Below are 19,608 nucleotides of genomic sequence, written 5' to 3' on the forward strand. Positions count from 1 at the left end.
CCTCAGGCCGTCGCCGCCGATTCCAGGAAGTCCTGGGCAAAACGTTGCAACACGCCGCCCGCCTCGTAGATCGACACTTCTTCGGCGGTGTCCAGGCGGCAGGTCACCGGCACTTCGACACGTTCGCCATTCTTGCGGTTGATCACCAGCGTCAATTGCGCACGCGGGGTGCGTGCACCGACCACGTCATAGGTTTCGCTGCCGTCGATCTTCAGGGTGTTGCGGTCGGTGCCCGGCAGGAACTCCAGGGGCAACACGCCCATGCCCACCAGGTTGGTGCGGTGGATGCGCTCGAACCCTTCGGCGGCAATCGCCTCCACCCCGGCCAGGCGCACGCCCTTGGCCGCCCAGTCGCGGGACGAGCCTTGGCCGTAGTCGGCGCCGGCAATGATGATCAGCGGCTGCTTGCGTTCCATGTAGGTCTCGATGGCTTCCCACATCCGCGTGACCTGGCCTTCCGGCTCGATCCGCGCCAGGGAACCCTGCTTGACCTTACCGTTTTCAACCACCATTTCGTTGAACAGTTTCGGGTTGGCAAAGGTCGCGCGCTGCGCCGTCAAGTGGTCGCCACGGTGAGTCGCGTAGGAGTTGAAGTCGACCTCCGGTAGGCCCATTTTCGCCAGGTATTCGCCGGCGGCGCTGTCGAGCATGATCGCGTTGGACGGCGACAGGTGGTCGGTGGTGATGTTGTCCGGCAGCACCGCCAGCGGGCGCATGCCCTTGAGCGGTCGCGCCCCGGCCAGCGCGCCTTCCCAGTACGGCGGACGGCGGATATAGGTGCTTTGCGGGCGCCAGTCGTACAGCGGTGCGACTTTCGGGCCGGTGTCTTCGTGGATGGCGAACATCGGGATATACACCGCGCGGAACTGCTCCGGCTTGACCGAGGCCTTGACCACCGCGTCGATCTCTTCGTCGCTCGGCCAGATGTCCTGCAGGCGGATCTCCTTGCCGTTGGCGTCCAGGCCAAGCACGTCTTTTTCGATGTCGAAACGGATGGTGCCGGCAATCGCGTAGGCCACTACCAGCGGCGGCGACGCCAGAAACGCTTGCTTGGCGTACGGGTGGATACGCCCGTCGAAGTTGCGGTTGCCCGACAGCACGGCGGTGGCGTACAGGTCGCGGTCGATGATTTCCTGCTGGATCACCGGGTCGAGCGCGCCGGACATGCCGTTGCAAGTGGTGCAGGCAAACGCCACCACGCCAAAGCCGAGTTTTTCCAGCTCATGGCCCAGGCCCGCTTCCTCCAGGTACATGGCCACGGTTTTCGAGCCGGGCGCCAGGGAGGATTTGACCCAAGGTTTACGCGTCAGCCCCAGTTTGTTGGCATTGCGCGCCAGCAGGCCTGCGGCAATCACGTTGCGTGGGTTACTGGTGTTGGTGCAACTGGTGATGGCTGCGATGATTACCGCGCCGTCGGGCATTTGCCCCGGCACTTCGTCCCACTGGCCGGAGATGCCCTTGGACGCCAGGTCGCTGGTGGCAACACGGGCATGCGGGTTGCTCGGGCCGGCCATGTTGCGCACGACGCTGGACAGGTCGAAGGTGAGGCCGCGCTCGTATCGCGCGCCTTTGAGGTCATCTGCCCACAGGCCGGTGTGGCGGGCGTATTGCTCAACCAAGGTGACTTGTTCGTCTTCACGGCCGGTGAGTTTCAGGTAAGCGATAGTTTGCTGGTCGATATAGAACATCGCCGCCGTGGCGCCGTATTCCGGGGCCATGTTGGAGATGGTCGCGCGGTCGCCGAGGGTCAGTGCCGAAGCGCCTTCGCCGAAGAACTCCAGCCAAGCGCCGACCACTTTCTGTTTACGCAGGAACTCAGTCAGCGCCAGCACCATGTCGGTGGCAGTAATACCTGGCAGCAGCTTGCCGGTGAGTTCCACGCCGACGCTTTCCGGCAGGCGCATCCAGGAGGCGCGGCCGAGCATTACGCTCTCGGCTTCCAGGCCGCCGACGCCAATGGCGATCACGCCGAGGGCGTCCACGTGCGGAGTGTGGCTGTCAGTGCCGACGCAGGTGTCCGGGAACGCCACACCGTCACGCACCTGGATCACCGGGGACATTTTCTCCAGGTTGATCTGGTGCATGATGCCGTTGCCCGGCGGGATCACGTCGACGTTCTTGAACGCCTTTTTGGTCCACTCGATAAAGTGGAAACGGTCTTCGTTACGACGGTCTTCGATGGCACGGTTTTTCTCAAACGCGTCCGGGTCGAAGCCACCGGCTTCGACGGCCAGGGAGTGGTCGACGATCAGTTGGGTCGGCACCACCGGGTTGACCTGGGCCGGGTCGCCGCCTTGTTGGGCGATGGCATCACGCAGGCCGGCGAGGTCGACCAGCGCGGTCTGGCCGAGAATGTCATGGCACACCACACGCGCCGGGAACCACGGGAAGTCGAGGTCGCGCTTGCGCTCGATCAACTGGCTGAGGGACGCGTTGAGGGTGGCCGGGTCGCAGCGACGCACCAGGTTTTCCGCGAGCACGCGGGAGGTGTAAGGCAAGGTGGCGTAGGCGCCGGGGGTGATTGCTTCAACGGCCGCGCGGGCGTCGAAGTAATCCAGGCGGCTGCCGGGGAGCGGTTTGCGAAATTCAGTGTTCATCGTCAGGACTCGGTCACGGTAGTTAGGCGGCACGAACCTGCGGCATCGGTCTGGATGAACACGGTCCCTGTGGGAGCTGGGCTTGCCCGCGATAGCGATGTAACTGTCGACACCTGTGTTGAATGTCAGCCAGTCATCGCGGGCAAGCCCGGCTCCCACATTGACCCGTTTTCAACCATGAAAACCGGTACCTCAGGTGCACACCATTCAGCGACGTTCGATTGGCACGAACTTGCGCTGTTCTACGCCGGTGTATTCGGCGCTTGGACGGATGATGCGGTTGTTGGCGCGCTGCTCGAACACATGCGCGGCCCAGCCAGTCAGACGCGAGCACACGAAGATCGGCGTGAACAGCTTGGTCGGGATGCCCATGAAGTGGTACGCCGAAGCATGGTAGAAGTCGGCGTTGGGGAACAGTTTCTTCTGCTCCCACATAGTCTTGTCGATGGCTTCGGAGACCGGGAACAGCACCGTGTCTCCTACTTCGTCAGCAAGCTTTTTCGACCAGCCCTTGATCACTTCATTACGCGGGTCGCTGTCTTTGTAGATCGCGTGGCCGAAGCCCATGATCTTGTCTTTGCGCGCCAGCATGCCGAGGGTGCCTTCGACCGCTTCTTCAGCGGACGAGAAGCGCTCGATCATTTCCATCGCTGCTTCGTTGGCACCGCCATGCAGCGGGCCACGCAGGGAGCCGATGGCGGCGGTGACGCAGGAATACAGGTCGGACAGAGTCGAAGCACACACCCGCGCCGTGAAGGTCGAGGCGTTGAATTCGTGTTCCGCGTAGAGGATCAACGAAACGTTCATGACCTTGACGTGCAACTCGCTCGGCTTCTTGCCATGCAGCAAATGCAGGAAGTGGCCGCCAATGGAGGGTTCATCGGTCACGCAATCGATGCGCTTGCCGTCATGGCTGAAGCGATACCAGTAGCACATGATCGCCGGGAAGGCGGCGACCAGCCGATCGGTGACGTCGCGCTGCACGCTGAAGTCTTTTTCGGGCTCGATATTGCCCAGAAACGAGCAACCGGTGCGCATCACGTCCATCGGGTGAGCGTCGGCGGGGATGCGTTCCAGCACTTCTTTCAGCGCTTGCGGCAGGTCGCGCAGCTTGCTCAGCTTGGCGCTGTAGGCAGCCAGTTCGGTCTTGGTCGGCAATTCGCCGTACAGCAGCAGGTAGGCGACTTCTTCAAACTGCGCATCGGCGGCCAGTTCGCGCACGTCATAGCCGCGATAGGTCAGGCCGGCGCCCGCTTGGCCCACGGTGGACAATGCGGTCTGCCCGGCCACCTGGCCACGCAGGCCGGCACCACTCAGTACTTTTGCTTCAGCCATGTCGGTTCTCCAATCTTGAATTTATTAGGGAGGCTGTTCTTTACTTCTTGGCTGCGAACAGCGCGTCGAGCTTCTGCTCGAAGGTGTGGTAGTCGATGCGATCGTAGAGCTCCATGCGGGTTTGCATGGTGTCGATCACATTCTGTTGGGTGCCGTCGCGACGGATCGCGGTGTAGACGTTTTCGGCGGCCTTGTTCATGGCGCGGAAGGCCGAGAGCGGGTACAGCACGATGGAAACATCGGCCGATTTCAATTGTTCGGTGGTGTACAGCGGCGTGGCGCCGAACTCGGTGATGTTGGCCAGGATCGGGGCCTTCACACGGGAGGCGAACAGCTTGTACATCTCAAGTTCGGTGATGGCTTCCGGAAACACCATGTCGGCGCCGGCTTCGATGCAGGCGGCGGCGCGTTCCAGGGCGGACTCCAGACCTTCCACCGCCAGGGCATCGGTGCGCGCCATGATCACGAAGCTGTCATCGGTGCGCGCATCCACGGCGGCCTTGATGCGGTCGACCATTTCCTGCTGGGACACGATTTCCTTGTTCGGACGGTGACCGCAGCGCTTGGCGCCGACCTGGTCTTCGATATGGATCGCCGCCGCGCCGAACTTGATCATCGACTTGACCGTGCGCGCCACGTTGAACGCCGAGGAGCCGAAACCGGTGTCCACATCCACCAGCAGCGGCAGGTCGCAGACGTCAGTGATGCGGCGCACGTCAGTCAGCACGTCATCCAGGCCAGTAATCCCCAGGTCCGGCACGCCGAGGGAACCGGCAGCCACACCGCCACCCGACAGGTAGATCGCCTTGAAACCGGCGCGTTTGGCCAGCAGCGCGTGATTGGCGTTGATCGCACCGACCACCTGCAAAGGCTGCTCGCTGGCGACCGCGTCACGGAAACGCTGGCCGGGAGTCGTCTTGTTATTGGAACTCATCATTCACCTCGTGATTGGGCAGTGCCGTCGGGGAAGTGACGGGCAATGTTGCGTTTGGATGCGCCGATATGCCGGCGCATCAACAGTTCGGCCAGTTCACCGTCGCGATCGGCAATCGCGTCAAGGATGCGGTGGTGCTCGGCAAAGGCCTGGCGTGGACGATTGGGGGTGGCAGAGAACTGGATGCGGTACATGCGCACCAGCTGGTACAGCTCGCCGCAGAGCATTTGGGTCAGGGTGCGGTTGCCGGCGCCTTGAATGATCCGGTAATGAAAATCGAAGTCGCCCTCCTGCTGGTAATAGCCGAGGCCGGCCTGGAAGGCTTCGTCGCGCTCATGGGTGTGCAACACCTGGCGCAGCTCTTCGATTTCCGCGTCGGTCATGCGCTCGGCGGCCAGGCGACAGGCCATGCCTTCGAGGGACTCACGGATTTCATAGAGCTCGATCAGCTCGGCATGGCTCAACGAAACCACCCGCGCGCCGACATGCGGCACGCGCACCAGCAGGCGCTGGCCTTCCAGGCGGTGGATCGCCTCGCGCAGCGGGCCACGGCTGATGCCATAGGTGCGCGCCAGTTCCGGCTCGGAGATCTTGCTGCCGGGGGCGATCTCGCCCTTGACGATGGCGGCCTGGATACGCCGGAAGACGTTCTCGGACATGGTCTGGGAATCGTCTTGCGCCACCACTGGGGATTCCAGCTGATCCAGCATATTGTCGACACCTTTAAAAGCAATGCCGCAAAAACTAGCCAATCAGCCCTGGATAGTCAAAGAATAAATCCATATTGTCGACAATCGTCTAATAACCGCTGCTGCACCCTTGCAGGGCATGGCCGCCTGCCAGCGCTGGCGCCAAAAAAGCATCATGTTAGAATGCCCGGCACTTTTGCCTGACATCGCGAGATGAAACGGCGCACGAGGGAGCTTGCGCAGTAATGCCAGTCGCCTTGAATTGAACATCGCACTGCACCGCCTCGGGATTTATGAGACTCAAGCCCTTCCTTCTATTGATTTGCCTGTTATCCGCACCGGGCCTTGGCGTCGCCGCCGAGAAGACCGTGTACGGCCTCAACGAATACGCCCAATTGGCCGGTATCGACCTGGAAGTCGCCGCCAAACTGGACACCGGTGCCAAGACCGCCTCCCTCAGTGCCCGTGATATCAAGCGCTTCAAGCGCAACGGCGAATCCTGGGTGCGCTTCTACCTTGCCATCGACACCGCCCATTCCCATCCCATCGAGCGCCCCCTGGCCCGCGTCAGCAAGATCAAACGCCGCGCCGGTGACTACGACCCCGATGAGGACAAGAACTACACCGCCCGTCCGGTGATTGCCCTGGATATCTGCATGGGCACCGCTTTACGCAGCATCGAAGTGAACTTGACTGACCGCAGCGCATTCCAATACCCGCTGCTGATCGGCTCCGAAGCGCTGAAACGCTTTGATGCGCTGGTCGACCCCAGTCTTAAATACGCAGCAGGCAAACCCGCCTGCGCCGCCGACGCTCATACCGCCGAGTAAACCGAATGCGCTCTCTGACCCTGCACCTGAAAATCCTGATCGCCATCCTGGTGGTGCTGGGTATTTCGGTCACCGCCTACCAGATCTTCGTGCTGGGGATCCCCGTCACCGAGGACGCCACCGACGACTTGTGGAACATCGACGCCAAGGTCGAGTTCGTCGCCAACCCGAAGGACCCGGTGAAGATCCAGATGTTCGTGCCGCCCCTGAGCCGCGACTTCGTCAGCCTCAACGAGAGCTTTATCTCGAACAACTACGGCGTGAGCGTCAACCGCACCGACGGCAACCGCAAGGTGACCTGGTCGGCACGCCGCGCCAAGGGCAACCAGACCCTGTATTACCGTCTGGTCCTCACCAAGCGTTACAGCGGTGAAAAGGTCAAGGTCAAGGGCCCCACCTTCCGCGACAGCATTGCCGTGGAAGGCCCGGAAAAAATCGCCGCTGAAGCCTTGCTGGCGCCGATCCGCCAGCACTCGGCCGACGTCGAGACCTTTATCAGCGAAGCCATCAAGCGCACCAACAACCTCAATGACGACAACGTGAAACTGTTGCTGGCCGGCGACCCGTCAACGCCGCACAAGGCCAAGATCGTCGAATTGCTGCTGTCCATCGCCCATGTGCCGGTGGAGAAGGTCCACACCATCCGCCTGGTGGCCGACCAGCCGCAAACCCCGGAACTGTGGCTGCGCAGTTTCAACGGCAATGACTGGTTGTACTTCAACCCGGAAACCGGCGAACAAGGTTTGCCCACCGACCGCCTGCTGTGGTGGACCGGTGATGAAAACCTGATCACCGTCGATGGCGGCAAGAAGGCCATGGTGACGTTCAGCCTGAACAACAGCGAAATGAACGCGATTCGCCTGGCCAAGCTGACCGACGAGAACACCGACGCCAACTTCCTCGAATACTCGCTGTACGGCCTACCGCTGCAAACCCAGCAGACGTTCATGATCATGGTGATGATCCCGATTGGCGTACTGGTGATTCTGATCCTGCGCAACCTGATCGGCCTGCAGACCCTGGGCACGTTCACGCCGGTGCTGATCGCCCTGGCGTTCCGCGAGACGCAACTGGGCTTCGGGATTGTGCTGTTCACGATTATCACGGCGCTGGGGCTGTCCCTCAGGTCGTACCTGGAACATTTGAAATTGCAGATGCTGCCGAGGCTGTCGGTGGTGCTGACCTTCGTGGTGGTGCTGATCGCGGCCATCAGCCTGTTCAGCCATAAGCTGGGGCTGGAGCGTGGGTTGTCGGTGGCGCTGTTCCCGATGGTGATCTTGACCATGACCATCGAACGCCTGTCGATCACTTGGGAAGAGCGCGGCGCCAACCATGCGCTGAAAGTGGCGATTGGTACGCTGTTCGCCGCATCGCTGGCCCACATCATCATGAGCGTGCCGGAGCTGATCTACTTCGTGTTCACCTTCCCGGCGATCCTGCTGATCCTGGTGGGCTTCATGCTGGCCATGGGTCGTTATCGCGGCTATCGCCTGACCGAACTGGTGCGTTTCAAGGCTTTCCTCAAGAAGGCTGACCAGTAATGTTCGGCTTCTGGAAGACCTGGAAAGCCCTGGAAGCGCGGGGGATCATGGGCATCAACCGGCGTAATGCCGACTACGTGCTCAAGTACAACAAGCGCAGCCTGTACCCGATCGTAGATGACAAGATCATCACCAAGGAGCGCGCCCTCGCCGCCGGTATTCATGTGCCGGAGATGTACGGGGTGATTTCCACCGAGAAGGAAATCGACAAGCTCGACGACATCATCGGCGGGCGCAGCGACTTCGTGATCAAACCGGCCCAGGGCGCCGGCGGCGATGGCATCCTGGTGGTGGCGGACCGTTTTGAAGGGCGCTATCGCACGGTGTCCGGCAAGATCATCAGCCATGAAGAGATCGAGCATCAGATTTCCAGCATCCTCACTGGCCTGTACTCACTGGGCGGCCACCGCGACCGTGCGTTGATCGAATATCGCGTGGTGCCTGACCAGATCTTCAAGAGCATCAGCTATGAAGGCGTGCCGGACATTCGCATCATCGTGTTGATGGGCTATCCGGTCATGGCCATGCTGCGCTTGCCGACGCGCCAGTCGGGCGGCAAGGCCAACCTGCACCAGGGCGCTATTGGCGTGGGCGTGGACCTGGCGACCGGCCTGACCTTGCGCGGCACCTGGCTGAACAACATCATCACCAAGCACCCTGACACCACCAACGCGGTGGACGGCGTGCAACTGCCTAATTGGGACGGTTTCATGAAGCTCGCGGCGGGCTGCTACGAGCTGTGCGGGCTGGGTTACATCGGCGTGGACATGGTGCTGGACCAGGAGAAAGGCCCGCTGATTCTTGAGTTGAATGCGCGGCCGGGGCTGAATATCCAGATTGCCAACGACTGCGGCCTGACCCTGCGAACGCATGCGGTGGAAGCACGGCTGGAAGCACTGAAAGCCGCTGGCGTGACGGAAACGCCGGAGGAGCGGGTGAAGTTTGTGCAGGAAATGTTTGGGCATATTCCGCCCGTCGAAGGTTAACGCGACTTTTCGTCGCCCTATCCCCGACATCCCCTCTAGGAGCAAATCCTACAGGGGACTACAATCCCCTCCCCCGCGCCAATGGCTGATCCACCCCGCATGTCGACCTGCTCTGTATACCCACTGCCTTACCAGGCCAACCCCGCTGCGTATTTTGCGGCGATTCGCCATGCGCCTGGCGCGGTGCTGCTGGACAGCGGCCGACCGGCAGCCGAGCGCGGGCGTTATGACCTGCTGAGTGCCTGGCCACAAGCGACATTGACGGTATCGCCCGACGAAAGCGGTGGTGATTTCCTGCAACGCTTGCGGGCAAATCTTACGCAGTTGGGCAAGGCGGATCTGCCTGCTGGCTATGAGCTGCCGTTTGCGGGTGGACTGATTGGTTACCTGAGCTATGACTTTGGTCGCCATCTTGAGCACATGCCGCACCTTGCCGCAGACGATTTGCACCTGCCGGATGCGCGGTTCGGGTTATATGCCTGGGCATTGATCAGTGACCATCAGGCGCAGACCAGCCAACTTGTGTTTCATCCGGCACTGGCCGAGAGCGAACGGCAGCGCTTGATCACTCTGTTCGGCCAGCCGGTCGCCCACCACGCGGCGACCTTCAAGCTTGACGGCCCCATGGCAGCGGACCTCACCGCCGAGGCCTATCGCCAGGCTATCGTGCGCATCCAGGACTACATCCAGGCCGGCGACTGCTACCAGGTCAACTTTGCCCAGCGCTTCCGCGCGTCGTGTGCGGGCGATCCCTGGGTTGCCTACTGCGCCCTGCGCGAAGCCTGCCCGACGCCATTCTCCGGGTTCCAGAGCCTGCCGGACGACGGCGCGGTGCTGAGCCTGTCGCCCGAGCGCTTCGTGCATATCAGCGAGCGCCGCGTCGAAACCCGGCCGATCAAAGGCACCCGCCCCCGCGGCCTGACACCCGAAGAAGACGCCGCCAACGCCGCCGAACTGCTGGCCAGCCCCAAGGACCGCGCCGAGAACCTGATGATCGTCGACCTGCTGCGCAACGACCTCGGCCGCACTTGCCGCACCGGCTCGGTGAGCGTGCCGGAGCTGTTCAGCCTGGAAAGCTACCCCAACGTGCACCACCTGGTGAGCAGCGTCATCGGCGAACTGGCCGATGGCAAAGACGCCCTCGACCTGATCGCCGGCAGCTTCCCCGGCGGTTCCATCACGGGCGCACCGAAGATCCGCGCGATGCAGATCATCGACGAACTGGAGCCGACGCGACGCGGGTTGTACTGCGGGTCGCTGGTGTATCTGGACGTGCGGGGCGAGATGGACAGCTCCATCGCCATTCGCAGTCTGTTGGTCAAGGATGGGCAGGTGTGCTGCTGGGGCGGCGGCGGGATTGTGGCGGATTCACAGTGGGAGGCGGAGTATCAGGAGTCGCTGACCAAGGTGCGGGTGTTGTTACAAACTTTGGAAAACCTGTAGCCCCCAGGCTCCTCCTGGCTCTGCAACATAGGGCCCGGCAGCAAGAAAGATCCTGATTCAGAACGCGCGTGGACGGTGAGTGAACTGGAAGATAGCGTCCAGCTCCGACCGTCCACCCGCCGTTTGTGAGGGATCACATGAAGCGTCTGCTTACTCGTCAGAATTTGTTTCCGAGATTGCATCTCAACCCAACCACACCTATTATCTCCCAAATTGGGAGGTTGCAGCGATGCGGATAATCGCGCTCTCTACCTTGCGAATATTCTGGGAACGCCACTCAGCTTATTCCGACGCCAAAACACCCCTGGTCGAGCTGTATCGCCATATGGAAAAGGCGAATTACCCGACGCCGCAAGCGCTAAAAGCAGAGCTTAGAACGGCAAGCGTTCTTAAAAGTGGCAGGGTTGTCTTCAACGTGGGCGGCAACAAGTATCGAGTGATCATGGCGATCGACTATCAGCGACAGCTTGGGTTTATACGTTTCGTGGGGACTCATGCCCAGTACGATCAGATCAACGCGGAGACCGTGTGATGAACATCAAACCTATACATTCCCATGAGGATCTAACTGCTGCGCTTGCGCGCGTGGAGCAGATATGGGGAGCGGAAATCGGCTCACCCGAGGGTGACGAACTGGAAATCCTCGCCATTCTCATCGAGAAATACGAGGCCGAGCATTTTCCAATGCCCCCTTCAGATCCGGTGGAGGCAATCAAATTCCGCATGGAACAACTGGGCATGACCGCCCGCGACCTGGAGCCCTTTATCGGTACCAGTGGGCGGGTGTCAGAAGTGTTGAACCATAAGCGCAAATTGAGTCTGTCGATGATCAAGCGCCTGCATGAAGGCTTGCGCATCCCCTATGAGAGTTTGCTGGCAGGCGTTTGATCACGCGAATGGTTAAAGGCTCAACGCCCGATTCGACGCCTTGATGAACTCTTTCTTCAAGTCCTCAAAGGTGTGCACCGCCGGGAACTGCGGGAACTCGCGGATCACGTTCTCCGGCGCATGGAACAGAATCCCACGGTCGGCTTCGCCCAGCATGGTGGTGTCGTTGTAGGAATCGCCGGCGGCGATCACCCGGTAGTAGAGGGTCTTGAAGGCCAATACCGACTGGCGCTTCGGGTCTTTCTGGCGCAGTTGGTAACTGACCACACGATCGGTTTCGTCGGTGATCAAGCGGTGGCACAGCAAGGTCGGGAAACCCAGTTGGCGCATGAGCGGCTGGGAGAATTCATAGAAGGTGTCGGACAGGATCACCACCTGGAAGCGCTCGCGCAGCCAGTTGACGAATTCGACGGCGCCGTCCAGCGGCTTGAGGGTCGCGATGACTGCCTGGATGTCGGCGAGCTTGAGCCCGTGTTCGTCGAGGATGCGCAGGCGCTGCTTCATCAGCACGTCGTAGTCGGGAATGTCCCGGGTGGTGGCCCGCAGGGATTCAATACCGGTTTTTTCGGCGAAGGCGATCCAGATTTCCGGAACCAGCACCCCTTCCAGGTCGAGACAGGCAATTTCCACAAGACACTCCCATTTGATGTTGTTAGTTGAGCGAGCAAAAGGACTGCCGAACTCTAGCGATTCAAGCTCGCCGCCGCAACGCAGGGCGGATTTTGATACCATCGCTCCCCTATAGAGCGCTCAGCGCCACTGACCTGTAGGAACCGTCCTGATGAACCAAGCCTTCGACGTCGCTGAACTCGCCGCGACTTACGCCAACAAATCTGCCCAGGATATTCTCAAGCTGGCGTTCAGCCAGTTCGGTGATGACCTGTGGATTTCCTTCAGCGGCGCCGAGGACGTGGTGCTGGTGGACATGGCCTGGAAGCTGAACAAGAACGTCAAGGTGTTCAGCCTCGACACCGGCCGCCTGCACCCGGAGACCTACCGGTTCATCGAGCAGGTGCGCGAGTTCTACAAGATCGACATCGAGCTGATCTCGCCAGACCAGAGCAAGCTGGAACCCTTCGTCAAAGAAAAAGGCCTGTTCAGCTTCTACAAGGACGGCCATGGCGAATGCTGTGGTGTACGCAAGATCGAGCCGCTGCGCCGCAAGCTCTCCGGCGTCAGCGCCTGGGCCACCGGCCAGCGCCGTGACCAGAGCCCCGGCACCCGCAGCCAGGTGGCGGCGCTGGAAATCGACACAGCCTTTTCCACCCCGGAACGCACCCTGTACAAGTTCAACCCGCTGGCGCAGATGACCAGTGAGGAAGTCTGGGGTTACATCCGCATGCTGGAGCTGCCGTACAACAGCCTGCATGAGCGCGGCTTTATCAGCATCGGCTGCGAGCCCTGCACCCGCCCCGTGCTGCCGAACCAGCACGAACGCGAAGGCCGCTGGTGGTGGGAAGAAGCCACGCAGAAGGAATGCGGGCTACACGCAGGGAATATCATCAGCAAAGCGTGACCCTCGATCTGTACACAAGAATGTCACCATTAGTGCCATTCTTGTGTGCACTTATAAAATTCCGCACCGAAAAGTTACATTCTCCCCCGCCTCACTCCCCTCGCTGTTTTGCACACTCTTCATCCAACAAAATAAATAGCTGTTCAAACGGTCAATTTATATCGCTTTTAATTCAGCTAGTTATTTCCTACACCTATAAAAACGAAATTACCTACAGCTTTCATAGATCTAAAACTGGCACGCAAGTGGCTTAAGGTGAAATGCGCTTTGTATACAATAAATACAAAACCTACATACACTTTGCCATCTGCGGCTTGGCTGCCGATGCGCTGGAGCCTGCCGGAATGCGTACAAGCCTCTCGAATAACATCGCACTGGATCTGCCCTCCTCCCTGAAGCCCGAAGCCATCGAGCCCGGTCCGCTGGTGCTCAGCCCACGGCTGCACAACAAGGACCTGGCACCCACCAAGGTCGAAGGCCGTCGCTGGGGGCGCTACAGCATCTTTGCGCTGTGGACCAATGACGTGCACAACATCGCCAACTACTCCTTCGCCATTGGCTTGTATGCCTTGGGCCTGGGCGGCTGGCAGATTCTGCTGTCCTTAGGGATTGGCGCGGCGCTGGTGTACTTCTTCATGAACCTGTCGGGCTACATGGGCCAGAAGACCGGTGTGCCTTTCCCGGTGATCAGCCGTATCAGCTTCGGCATTCATGGCGCGCAGATTCCGGCGCTGATCCGAGCGGTGATTGCGATTGCCTGGTTCGGTATCCAGACCTACCTGGCCTCGGTAGTTTTCCGCGTGCTTTTGACGGCCATTCATCCGGGGTTTGCCGACTACGACCACAATTCGATCCTCGGCCTGTCGTCGCTCGGCTGGGCCTGTTTTGTGGCGATCTGGCTGGTGCAATTGGTGATCCTGGCCTACGGCATGGAGATGGTGCGACGCTACGAAGGCTTCGCCGGGCCGGTGATTCTGCTGACGGTGGCGTCGTTGGCCGGTTGGATGTATTTCCAGACCGGCGGCAACATCGCCTGGTCGATCCGCGAACCGCTGAGCGGCGGCGAGATGTGGCGCAATATCTTTGCCGGTGGCGCGCTGTGGCTGGCGATCTACGGCACGCTGATCCTCAACTTCTGCGACTTCGCCCGCTCTTCGCCGTGCCGCAAGACCATCCAGGTCGGCAACTTCTGGGGCTTGCCGGTGAATATCCTGGTGTTTGCCGCGATCACCGTACTGCTGTGCGGTGGGCAATTCCAGCTCAATGGCCGGGTGATCGAAAGCCCCACTGAAATCATCGCGGCTATCCCGAATACCTTCTTCCTGGTACTGGGTTGCCTGGCGTTCCTGATCGTCACCGTGGCCGTGAACATCATGGCCAACTTCGTCGCACCGGCCTTTGTACTGAGCAACCTGGCGCCCAGGTACTTGAGCTTCCGCCGTGCTGGTTTGATCAGCGCCACCGTGGCGGTGCTGATCCTGCCGTGGAACCTCTACAACAGCCCGTTGGTGATCGTGTACTTCCTTTCCGGCCTGGGCGCCCTGCTGGGGCCGTTGTATGGCGTGATCATGGTCGATTACTGGTTGATCCGTAAAAGCCGGGTAGACGTGTTGCAGCTGTATAGCGAAGACCCGAATGGCGTTTATTACTACAGCCGTGGGGTCAATCTGCGCGCAGTGGCGGCGTTTATTCCCGCAGCCGTGATTGCCATTCTCCTGGCGCTGCTGCCCGGTTTCGCCAGCGTGTCGCCGTTTTCCTGGATGTTTGGCGCCGGTATTGCAGGGGTGCTGTACCTGCTGATCGCCAAGCGTCAGCCGTTCTACGCCGATGTCAGCGGCGAAAGCATTGCAGTCGATAACGTCAGTCATTAATCAAGGACATTCCATGCGTATCCTCGTGGTCAACGTCAACACCACCGAATCCATCACTGAAACCATCGCCCAGCAGGCACGCGCCGTGGCTGCGCCGGGCACTGAGATTGTCGGGCTCACGCCCTACTTCGGTGCGGAGTCGGTGGAGGGCAACTTTGAAAGCTACCTGGCGGCCATCGCGGTGATGGACCGAGTGATGGCCTACGACCAGCCGTTCGACGCGGTGATCCAGGCCGGCTACGGCGAGCACGGCCGTGAAGGCTTGCAGGAATTGCTCAACGTACCGGTGGTGGACATCACCGAAGCCGCCGCCAGCACCGCAATGTTCCTGGGCCACGCCTACTCGGTGGTGACCACCCTGGACCGCACCGTGCCGTTGATCGAAGACCGCCTGAAACTGGCCGGCCTGTACCAGCGTTGCGCCTCCGTGCGGGCCAGTGGCATGGCGGTGCTGGAGTTGGAAAAGAATCCGCTGGCGGCGATGGAAGCCATCGTGCGCCAGGCCGAATTGGCCATCAGCGACGATAAGGCCGAGGTGATCTGCCTGGGTTGCGGCGGCATGGCCGGGCTGGATGAGCAGATCCGCCAACGCACCGGCGTGCCGGTGGTGGACGGTGTGACCGCTGCTGTAACCATCGCGGAGTCGCTGGTGCGGTTGGGGTTGTCGACGTCGAAGATCAGGACCTACGCGACGCCGAGGCCGAAAAAAGTCATCGGTTGGCCGCGCTGAAACGCTGGTTCAACTGCTGCTCGGCAAACTGCTCGATGATGAATTCCACAAACGCACGGGTCTTGCCGGGCAACAGTTTGTGTTCGGCGTAGTAAATGGAGATGTTGCCGTCGTCGACGTACCAGTCGGGCAGCACCCGCACCACCGCACCACTGTCCAGGAACGGCACGGCCATGGGCATGCTTACCAACGCGATGCCCAAACCCTGGGCGCTGGCGCAGCAAGCGGCTTCGGAGTCGCTCATGGTCATGCCTGGCTTGAGCACCAGCGGGCGGTGTTCACGCTCGGTGCTGGTCAATTGCCAGGAGCGGATGCGGCCGGTTTGCGGCGAGCGGATAAGGATGCCCGTGCAGCGCGCCAAGTCCTCTGGGGTTAATACCGCCGCGCGTTGCGCCAGGTAGTCCGGCGAAGCCACCAATACCCGATGCGCGGGTGTGAGTTTACGCGCCACGACCCCCTGGGGCAGCTCAAAACCACCGCCAATGGCTGCATCGAAACCTTGGCCGATCAGGTCCACCTGGCGGTTATCGAAATGCCAGTCCGGGCTGATGTCAGGAAAACGCTGCATGAACGCCCCCAGCAGCGGCACCACATAGCGATTACCAAACACAGTGCCCATGCTGACCTTCAGCGTTCCTACCGGCCGCCCTTCGGCGCTGGCCAGGTTGGCCACCGCATTCTGGATGGTGGTGAGACTGCCGCTGACCTCTTCCAGAAACAGTTTTCCGGCTTCAGTCAGGGTGAGACGCCGAGTGCTACGCTGGAACAACCTGACCCCCAGGCGCGCCTCCAGCTTGGCGACACTTTTGCCGACGGCTGCCGGGGTCAGGCTCAGGTGCCGCGCAGCCTCCGCAAAGCTGCCACCTTCGGCGCTGCGTACAAAGCATTCGATACTGCCAAAGCTTTCCATATCGACCCACTCTAAACTTTTGGTTTACACAGACTATAGCAATCACGGTCTACCGGGAGGGGCTGGCGAGGTCGATACTCGGTTCCAACAACAAGGCATCCCGCCTTGAACAGCTAGGAGATCGACATGACCACACAGAACCTCAGCGGCAAAGTCGCCTTGATTCAAGGCGGTTCTCGCGGCATCGGCGCCGCCATCGTCAAGCGCCTCGCGGCGCAGGGCGCAGCGGTTGCCTTCACCTATGTCAGCTCGGCCGCCAAGGCTGAAGAATTGCAGAACAGCGTGATCAGCGAAGGCGGCAAAGCCCTGGCGATCCACGCCGACAGCGCCGATGCCGGTGCGATCCGCAACGCGGTCAACGCCACGGTCGAAGCCTTTGGCCGCCTGGACATCCTGGTGAACAACGCCGGTGTACTGGCCATCGCGCCGCTGGAAGACTTCAAGCTGGAAGATTTTGACCAGACCCTGGCGATCAACGTACGCAGCGTGTTTATCGCGACCCAGGAAGCGGCCAAGCATATGGGGGAAGGGGGTCGGGTGATCAACATTGGCAGCACCAATGCCGAGCGCATGCCGTTTGGCGGTGGTGGCCCGTATGCCATGAGCAAGGCGGCGCTGGTGGGGCTGACCAAGGGCCTGGCGCGGGACCTGGGGCCTCGAGGTATTACGATCAACAACGTGCAGCCTGGGCCGGTGGATACCGACATGAACCCGGCGAGCAGTGATTTTGCCGAGAGTTTGATTGGGTTGATGGCGGTGGGTCGGTATGGGCATGTCGAGGAAATTGCCAGCTTTGTGGCTTACCTCGCAGGGCCGGAAGCGGGCTACATCACCGGTGCAAGCTTGACAATTGATGGTGGCTTCAGCGCTTAACCCAGTGTGTGAGCTGGCTTGCCTGCGATAGCGATCTGAAGATCACCATCGCAGGCAAGCCAGCTCCCACATTTTTTTTACCCCGTTTGTTCAGCGCAGGGGCGGCAGGCCATAGGCTGCCAGATCGAAGTCCGCGAGCTTGCGGATGATCTGGTCAGCATGGTGGTACTTGCTGTCGGCCATGGCTTCATCCGGCACGGCGATGGCGGTCATGTGTGCAGCCTTGGCGGCGGTGACGCCAAACGGTGAGTCTTCGAACACCAGGCAATCCTCGGGCGCAACGCCCAGGCGGCGGGCGGCGGTGAGGAAGATGTCCGGCGCGGGTTTCGCGGCGCCGACTTCCGGGTCGTCAGCGGTGACGATGGTGTCGAACAGGCCAAACCATTCGCGGTGCAGGGTGGTCTTGTGACCAAACGAATTGCGCGACGAACTGGTGCCCACGGCAATTGGGATATTGTGCGCCTTCAAGTGCCGCACCAAGGCTTCAGCGCCGGGCATGCCCAGGGCCTTTGGGAAGCGCTCGCTCATCAGCGGCTCACGGATCGTCAGGAATTCAGCGGGCGTGATCGGCAGGTCCAACGCCTTCACCACGTAGTCAGCCAGATCCTGGGCACCGCGCCCGATGATGTGCTGCTTGATACTCCAATCGTAGGTGCGGCCATAGCGTTCGGCGATGATCTGCGTAACTTCGGTGTAGATACCTTCAGTGTCCAGCAACAACCCGTCCATATCGAAAATCACAGCCTTGATCGGGACAGCAGTACGTGGTGCATTCATCACAACAGATCCTTGGGGGGAAGGACTAAAAGGATTCAGCACAATAGCGGTCCACCTTGCCTGCAAGCAACCGTCGCGACTCGCTATTGATAATTACTCTCAATTAAATTAACGTCGCGGCGCTCCAGGCTCTGATCTCTTTTCGAGTTTCGCTGTGACCGACAACGCCGCCAGGCTGCAACTCTACCTCGACCATCGCCCCGCCCTGATCAACTACGCCAAGGTTGTGGTGGGCGACCACGCACACGCCGAAGACGTGGTGCAAGATGCATTCCTGCGCTTTTGCGGCAGCACGGATGACCCGGTCGAACAGCCGCTGGCCTACCTCTACCGGGTCGTGCGCAACCTGGCGCTGGACGCCGTACGCCGCCAGGCCACCGAGAAGCGCCAGCAGAAAACGCCTGCACAATGGATGCGTCCTGGCCAGGAGTTGTCGCCGGAACAACGGGTGGTGCACAGTGACGATGCCAGCCGTATCGCCGCGACCCTGGCCAGCCTGCCGGAACAAATGCGCATCGCCGTAGAGATGCATCGCCTCGGCGGCTTCACGTTGCAGCAAACCGCCGATCATCTCAATATTTCGCTTTCCACCGCCCATCGCCTGGTCAAGGACGCCATCGTTCACCTGGCTTCGAGCGTCGCCATCCAGGGCGCGCACAGTAAGGAACGCCCCTATGCATGATGCCCACCCGCCCAGGAATGTCTCGGCACGCAGCCTCGAAGACGCCGGCCAGTGGTTGCTGGACCTGCAAGCCCACCCCGAACGTTTCGAGGAATTCGACCGTTGGCTGCACAGTGACGAGGCGCATTTCGAGGCCTGGGCCCAGGTCAATCGCGCCATGGATGCGCTCGATCAGCAGGCGCCCACCACCCATGAACACTGGCCGCGCCCAACGCGCGCTCGCCTGCCGTGGTTGGCCGCTGCGTGTATCAGCGTATTGGCGGTCGGCGCGGCGCTGGTCTTCAACCCCGCTTGGCGCGCGGACTACAGCACCGCCACCGCCGAAACCCGAGAGGTCGTCCTGGGCGACGGCAGCCGCCTGACGCTGGCACCGCAAAGCTCGGTGAACGTGACCATTGACGGTGCGCAGCGCCAGGTCACGTTGATTCAAGGAGAGGTGTTTTTTGACGTCGTCCATGACGCGCAAAAACCCTTCGAAGTGCGCAGCGACGATGACGTGGTGCGCGTATTGGGCACCGCTTTCGACGTAGCCCGCAGCCACAACGGCCTGGCCGTGGAAGTGCGCGACGGCAGCGTGGGCGTGAACAAGCAGTATCGACTCAGCGCCGGAGAACGGCTGTGGATCGACCGACAACAAGGCACGGCAACGCAGTCGTCGGTGGCGCCCACAGAAGTGGCGGGCTGGATCAATGGCACGCAATTCTTCGAGAACGTCAGCGTCGCCCAGGTCGTCGAGCAACTGGAGCGCTACCAGCGGGGCTGGATTGTGATCAACGACCCGGCCCTGGCCAGCAAGCGCGTCACCGGCCTCTACGACCTACGCGATACCCGGCGTGCGCTACAGGCGTTGGTCGCGCCGATTGGCGGCGAGGTTCGCGAGTACTCGCCGCTGCTCATGGTCATCGGCCACAAAAAATCGAATGTAGAAAAATAAATACATTGCCCTGAAAAAAACCGCGCAGGTGTTCGTCTTTGTAGCTCCCAGTATTGCGAATGAATCGTAATA

19 protein-coding genes are annotated in these 19,608 nt (G+C 60.9%); 12 read left to right on the forward strand and 7 right to left on the reverse strand.

Features of this window, described 5'->3' with window-relative positions:
• Positions 1-2: 2 nt before the first annotated feature.
• The 4 genes from acnD to OZ428_RS25230 form a co-directional block, all read right to left on the reverse strand.
• Positions 3-2,597: a Fe/S-dependent 2-methylisocitrate dehydratase AcnD gene (acnD, locus tag OZ428_RS25215; protein ID WP_177112702.1), complete on the reverse strand. Its 2,595-nt coding sequence runs from the start codon at positions 2,595-2,597 to the stop codon at positions 3-5.
• 207 nt (positions 2,598-2,804) lie between these two features.
• Positions 2,805-3,932, reverse strand: a complete 1,128-nt coding sequence (prpC, locus tag OZ428_RS25220) for a bifunctional 2-methylcitrate synthase/citrate synthase (RefSeq protein ID WP_269131675.1) — start codon at positions 3,930-3,932, stop codon at positions 2,805-2,807.
• A 40-nt stretch (positions 3,933-3,972) separates the two neighbouring features.
• Positions 3,973-4,866 carry a methylisocitrate lyase gene (gene prpB / locus OZ428_RS25225; protein ID WP_016979248.1) on the reverse strand — a complete coding sequence of 298 codons (894 nt, stop codon included), beginning with the start codon at positions 4,864-4,866 and terminating at the stop codon, positions 3,973-3,975.
• On the reverse strand, positions 4,866-5,576 hold the full coding sequence (locus tag OZ428_RS25230; RefSeq protein WP_016979247.1) for a GntR family transcriptional regulator: 711 nt from the start codon (positions 5,574-5,576) through the stop codon (positions 4,866-4,868). Before OZ428_RS25230 ends, prpB begins: the two co-directional genes overlap by 1 nt.
• A 272-nt stretch (positions 5,577-5,848) precedes the next feature.
• Here OZ428_RS25230 and rloA point away from each other — a divergent pair, with 272 nt between their 5' ends.
• From rloA to OZ428_RS25260, 6 genes are all read left to right on the forward strand, one after another.
• Positions 5,849-6,385 (forward strand): retropepsin-like aspartic peptidase RloA, encoded by a 537-nt coding sequence (gene rloA, locus OZ428_RS25235; protein WP_016979246.1) that lies wholly within the window; start codon positions 5,849-5,851, stop codon positions 6,383-6,385.
• 5 nt (positions 6,386-6,390) lie between these two features.
• Positions 6,391-7,926 carry an osmotic stress tolerance membrane protein RloB gene (rloB, locus tag OZ428_RS25240; RefSeq protein ID WP_033901219.1) on the forward strand — a complete coding sequence of 512 codons (1,536 nt, stop codon included), beginning with the start codon at positions 6,391-6,393 and terminating at the stop codon, positions 7,924-7,926.
• On the forward strand, positions 7,926-8,912 hold the full coding sequence (locus OZ428_RS25245) for an alpha-L-glutamate ligase-like protein (protein ID WP_033901220.1): 987 nt from the start codon (positions 7,926-7,928) through the stop codon (positions 8,910-8,912). The genes rloB and OZ428_RS25245 overlap by 1 nt, the downstream gene beginning before the upstream one ends.
• 99 nt (positions 8,913-9,011) lie before the next feature.
• The gene (pabB, locus tag OZ428_RS25250; RefSeq protein WP_269131678.1) at positions 9,012-10,355 is read left to right on the forward strand and encodes an aminodeoxychorismate synthase component I; all 1,344 of its coding nucleotides are present in this window, start codon (positions 9,012-9,014) and stop codon (positions 10,353-10,355) included.
• Positions 10,356-10,584: 229 nt separating this feature from the next.
• On the forward strand, positions 10,585-10,887 hold the full coding sequence (locus OZ428_RS25255) for a type II toxin-antitoxin system HigB family toxin (protein WP_269134221.1): 303 nt from the start codon (positions 10,585-10,587) through the stop codon (positions 10,885-10,887).
• Complete coding sequence (locus OZ428_RS25260) at positions 10,887-11,243, forward strand: helix-turn-helix domain-containing protein (RefSeq protein WP_177112708.1); 357 nt, start codon at positions 10,887-10,889, stop codon at positions 11,241-11,243. The genes OZ428_RS25255 and OZ428_RS25260 overlap by 1 nt, the downstream gene beginning before the upstream one ends.
• A gap of 12 nt (positions 11,244-11,255) precedes the next feature.
• On the opposite strand, the gene thrH is transcribed toward OZ428_RS25260, so the two are convergent.
• Positions 11,256-11,873 (reverse strand): bifunctional phosphoserine phosphatase/homoserine phosphotransferase ThrH, encoded by a 618-nt coding sequence (gene thrH / locus OZ428_RS25265; protein WP_095017258.1) that lies wholly within the window; start codon positions 11,871-11,873, stop codon positions 11,256-11,258.
• Positions 11,874-12,024: 151 nt separating this feature from the next.
• Here thrH and OZ428_RS25270 point away from each other — a divergent pair, with 151 nt between their 5' ends.
• The 3 genes from OZ428_RS25270 (at position 12,025) to OZ428_RS25280 (ending at position 15,360) form a co-directional block, all read left to right on the forward strand.
• A complete protein-coding gene (locus OZ428_RS25270) occupies positions 12,025-12,759 on the forward strand; it encodes a phosphoadenylyl-sulfate reductase (protein ID WP_003214958.1) in 735 nt (244 codons plus the stop codon).
• A 344-nt stretch (positions 12,760-13,103) separates the two neighbouring features.
• Positions 13,104-14,630, forward strand: a complete 1,527-nt coding sequence (locus tag OZ428_RS25275; protein WP_269131680.1) for an NCS1 family nucleobase:cation symporter-1 — start codon at positions 13,104-13,106, stop codon at positions 14,628-14,630.
• A gap of 13 nt (positions 14,631-14,643) precedes the next feature.
• Positions 14,644-15,360, forward strand: coding sequence for an aspartate/glutamate racemase family protein (locus OZ428_RS25280; RefSeq protein WP_269131681.1), 717 nt, complete (start codon positions 14,644-14,646; stop codon positions 15,358-15,360).
• Here OZ428_RS25280 and OZ428_RS25285 read toward each other — a convergent pair.
• On the reverse strand, positions 15,341-16,270 hold the full coding sequence (locus OZ428_RS25285; RefSeq protein WP_269131682.1) for a LysR family transcriptional regulator: 930 nt from the start codon (positions 16,268-16,270) through the stop codon (positions 15,341-15,343). The two genes, OZ428_RS25280 and OZ428_RS25285, sit on opposite strands and share 20 nt — an antisense overlap.
• 126 nt (positions 16,271-16,396) lie before the next feature.
• Here OZ428_RS25285 and OZ428_RS25290 point away from each other — a divergent pair, with 126 nt between their 5' ends.
• Positions 16,397-17,143, forward strand: a complete 747-nt coding sequence (locus OZ428_RS25290) for a 3-oxoacyl-ACP reductase family protein (protein ID WP_269131683.1) — start codon at positions 16,397-16,399, stop codon at positions 17,141-17,143.
• Positions 17,144-17,233: 90 nt separating this feature from the next.
• Here OZ428_RS25290 and OZ428_RS25295 read toward each other — a convergent pair whose 3' ends face one another.
• Positions 17,234-17,920 (reverse strand): HAD-IA family hydrolase, encoded by a 687-nt coding sequence (locus tag OZ428_RS25295; protein WP_016979237.1) that lies wholly within the window; start codon positions 17,918-17,920, stop codon positions 17,234-17,236.
• 154 nt (positions 17,921-18,074) lie between these two features.
• Between OZ428_RS25295 and OZ428_RS25300 the strand changes: the two genes are divergently transcribed.
• Positions 18,075-18,602 (forward strand): sigma-70 family RNA polymerase sigma factor, encoded by a 528-nt coding sequence (locus tag OZ428_RS25300; RefSeq protein ID WP_269131684.1) that lies wholly within the window; start codon positions 18,075-18,077, stop codon positions 18,600-18,602.
• Positions 18,595-19,536: a FecR family protein gene (locus OZ428_RS25305; protein ID WP_269131685.1), complete on the forward strand. Its 942-nt coding sequence runs from the start codon at positions 18,595-18,597 to the stop codon at positions 19,534-19,536. Before OZ428_RS25300 ends, OZ428_RS25305 begins: the two co-directional genes overlap by 8 nt.
• Positions 19,537-19,608: the final 72 nt, after the last annotated feature.

The sequence above is a fragment of the Pseudomonas sp. GXZC genome (genome assembly GCF_026967615.1).
Classification (GTDB): Bacteria; Pseudomonadota; Gammaproteobacteria; order Pseudomonadales; family Pseudomonadaceae; genus Aquipseudomonas; species Aquipseudomonas azotoformans_A.